The sequence below is a fragment of the Parasynechococcus sp. genome (assembly GCF_042954245.1).
In the GTDB taxonomy this organism is placed as follows: Bacteria; Cyanobacteriota; Cyanobacteriia; order PCC-6307; family Cyanobiaceae; genus Parasynechococcus.
Genome location: NZ_JBGKDP010000041.1, coordinates 1 through 3053 on the forward strand (window position 1 = coordinate 1; position 3053 = coordinate 3053).

The 3053-nt window shown below is 64.2% G+C and carries 5 protein-coding genes; 1 reads left to right on the plus strand and 4 read right to left on the minus strand.

Annotated features, from left to right (window positions below):
- Positions 1–1135, minus strand: a 1135-nt coding sequence (gene bioA, locus ACGVJ8_RS01600) for an adenosylmethionine--8-amino-7-oxononanoate transaminase (protein ID WP_392345179.1), incomplete at its 3' end; no start/stop codon positions are given.
- On the opposite strand from bioA, the gene ACGVJ8_RS01605 reads away from it, so the two are divergent.
- The gene (locus tag ACGVJ8_RS01605; RefSeq protein WP_392345183.1) at positions 1110–1427 is read left to right on the plus strand and encodes a hypothetical protein; all 318 of its coding nucleotides are present in this window, start codon (positions 1110–1112) and stop codon (positions 1425–1427) included. The genes bioA and ACGVJ8_RS01605 overlap by 26 nt on opposite strands.
- Positions 1428–1431: 4 nt before the next feature.
- Here ACGVJ8_RS01605 and ACGVJ8_RS01610 read toward each other — a convergent pair whose 3' ends face one another.
- The 3 genes from ACGVJ8_RS01610 to ACGVJ8_RS01620 form a co-directional block, all read right to left on the minus strand.
- On the minus strand, positions 1432–1587 hold the full coding sequence (locus ACGVJ8_RS01610) for a hypothetical protein (protein WP_392345180.1): 156 nt from the start codon (positions 1585–1587) through the stop codon (positions 1432–1434).
- Positions 1584–2243, minus strand: coding sequence for a dethiobiotin synthase (bioD, locus tag ACGVJ8_RS01615; protein WP_392345181.1), 660 nt, complete (start codon positions 2241–2243; stop codon positions 1584–1586). Before bioD ends, ACGVJ8_RS01610 begins: the two co-directional genes overlap by 4 nt.
- Positions 2240–3053: methyltransferase domain-containing protein (locus ACGVJ8_RS01620; protein WP_392345182.1), on the minus strand; the 814-nt coding region annotated here is incomplete at its 5' end. The genes bioD and ACGVJ8_RS01620, both read right to left, overlap by 4 nt.

Genomic DNA, 3053 nt, shown 5'->3' on the forward strand with positions numbered 1-3053 from the left:
AGCCGGAGGTTCCCTCCACAACAAGGTCGAAGCCAGCCACTGTTCCCGTTAGCCGGGGGTGTTGCACCCGCCGATGGCGTGCCAACCGTTCGAGGTGTGGACGATGCCGTTGTTCGAACTGTTGAAAGGCAGCGGGGTTGCGTTCCAGCAGGTCGAGGCTGGCGTTGGCCGCGGCGCAGCCCAGCGGATTGGCCGTGAAGCTGTGGCCGTGCCAGAGGGTCAGGGAAGGGTCGTCACCGACGAAGGCTTCGAACACCGCTTCGCTGGCCATGGTCACGCCCATCGGCAGACATCCACCCGTCAAGCCTTTGGACAGCGCCATCAGATCCGGCCGGATGCCCGCCCGCCGGCTGGCGAACCAGTCGCCACAGCGTCCGAAACCGGTCAGCACTTCATCGGCAATCAGCAGTGCTCCCGCCTGACGGGCGCGTGCCTCCACCTGTCGCAGAAACTCGGGCCGCACCATGGCCATGCCGCCGGCCCCCTGCAGTAGAGGCTCGAGGATCACCGCCGCAGTCGGTGTCTCCAGCACGCGTTCGAGCACCTCCAGTGCCGCCGCTTCCTTGGCCTCCACGGTATTGTCATCCCACCAGGTGGCCGGCCAGGGAACCCGGGCGACCGGAAAGAGCTTGTCCTCAAAGGGTGCGCTGAACAGGTTGCGTTCGCCAACGGCCATCGCTCCGAAGGTGTCGCCGTGGTATGCCCCGTCGAAGGCGACGATCTGATAGCGCGGTTGGCCCTGGTTGGCCCACCACTGGCAGGCGATCTTGAGCGCCACTTCCACTGCAGTGGAGCCATTGTCGGAGAAGAACAGCCGTTGCAGACCGCAGAGTCCGCTCAGTCGTACGGCCAGCTGTTCTGCAGGCTCATGGGTGAAATCGGCAAAAATTACCTGCTCGAGGCGGGCGGCCTGATCGGCGATGGCCTTGGCCAACACCGGATGGGCATGGCCGTGAAGGGTGACCCACCAGCTGCTGATGGCATCGATCAACGGTTCCCCCTGTTCCCGAATCAGCAGAGCCCCGTCTCCGGACACCACCCGTTGGGAGTGGGCTGCGCTGGCCATCTGGGTGAAGGGAGGCCATAGATTCGGATGGCGGATCGACCCCATGGCAGCAGCGGCAGCTTTTGCCATATTGAATCTGGAGCTGTCGGAGATGCCCTGGATGGCTGCCCTATGCACCCGTCGTCAATCCAAGCGTTTTATTCCCACCAGGCGGTCTGAGCCGTCGGCCATGCGACGTCTCGTTTTCCCGGAGGGCGACTGGCAGTCGATTCGCAGTGATCTCGAGCTGCGGGGTTGGTCGTCGTCCCAGCTGGAGGTGATCCAGGCTGAACTCAGTAACGGATGGCCGCTGCGGATCGCCGTGCGCCATGCCGCGATGCGACTGGGCACCTGCCCCACCGGCTCAAAGGCCCTGGGCTGAGTCTTCAGCGGCAAACGTCACTGTTCTTTTCCGTCTTCGTGGCGATGGCGCTGCAGTTCACCCAGCGCACCAGCTTTCCTTCGATGTCGGTGAACAGCACCAGAATTCCGACGCAAAGTGCCGAAACAGCAAGGGTCGCCAGGGTTTGACGTGAAGTCACGGGGACGATCGCTGCAACACGTTTCGGAATGTAGTGGTGAGATCCTGCTCGTGCCAAAGCCGCTTCAGAACCCTTGCTGAGAGCGAGGCCTGGGGGGGAAGCTGCGCCAGAACGGGGACGTCACTGAACTGTTCGAGGGTGCCCGGGTTGTCGGCATGGAGGGGGCCATTGAGGATCAGTCCCAACACCGTGAGATTTCGCCGTCTCAACGCTTCCAGGCTGAGCAGGGTGTGGTTGATGGTGCCCAACCCACTGCGGGCCACCAGAACGATTGGCAACTGCCACTTCACCAATTGATCGATCTGGAGCCAGTTGCGTGTGAGGGGCACCATCAACCCTCCAGCTGTCTCCACCACCAGCGATCCTTGATGGTTGGGAATGGCGAGTTGGGCTGGGTCGAGCAGCGTGTCGTCCAGTTCGGCGGCCCAGTGGGGGGAGACCGGCTCTCGGAAGGCATAGGCCTCAGGCAGCATCCGTTGCGGCGGGAGGTTCAACAGCTGCCGCACCCGTTCGCGGTCACCGCTGCCCTCCAGTCCGCTCTGCACCGGTTTCCAGTAGCTGGCCTGAAGCCCCTGCACGAGCCACGCACTTACCACGGTTTTGCCGACGTCCGTGTCGGTGCCGCACACCACCAGGCGACTGACGCTGCCGTTCATCGCTTCACCATCAGGACCCACATCTTCCAGGTCAGGGCGAACCCGGCTGATGCGTCGGCTTGGGGCCAAGCCCGGAAGACGGCCTTCCACTGGCCTGGGGAGAGCCGGCCCCCGTTGGTGACGGAGGCGCCAATGCTGCTCATCGGTCGCAGCAGCCGCAGTGGATTGGCGGCGTGTTGGGTGAAGCTCAGGCACTCGTCCCGTTGCATCACGCCATTCGGCAGGGCCGCCATCAGTTGCTCCCGCACCGGCATGGTCAAGGCCGTGCAGGTCTGATTTGCTGCGCGGGCGGCGTGCTGCCATTGCGGAAAACTGCCGTCCACCGGCACCGCCAGGGCCAGCCAGCCCCCTTTCGGCAGCCTATCCACCCAATGCCGAAGTTGCTGGGCTGGATCCGGTAACCAATGCAAAGTAAAGCTGGAGGCCAGCAGTTGCGGTGGCACCGGCCAGTTCGGCAGCCCGCTGCTCAGGTCATGCCGCAGGGTGCGTGTTCCATGGGGGTGGCTGTTCAACATGGCGGCACTTCCGTCAAGGCGGATCACTTGCTGTCCCGGGTGAGTCGCTTCCAGGGCTGCGGCCAGATGACCGGTGCCGGTGCCGAGATCAGCCCACAGGCCGGGCGGGATGGAGCAGCGCCGGCTGAGTTGGGCCAGGCGCCAGGCCATCGCCCGTTGCAGCAGCGCGTCGCAGTCATAGCTGGGCGCTGCGCGACTGAAGCGCGCCAGCACCTGCTCGGGGTAGATCATAGGGCTCCCAGCCATTGCTGTACCACCGAAACCACTGTTGGTGTGATCAGTGCATGGCCCCAAT

Excerpts from the sequence above, each read along its gene's own strand:
- bioD (WP_392345181.1), bottom strand. The coding sequence starts at position 2,243 with ATGAACGGCAGCGTCAGTCGCCTGGTGGTGTGCGGCACCGACACGGAC.
- ACGVJ8_RS01605 (WP_392345183.1), top strand. The coding sequence starts at position 1,110 with ATGGCAGCAGCGGCAGCTTTTGCCATATTGAATCTGGAGCTGTCGGAG.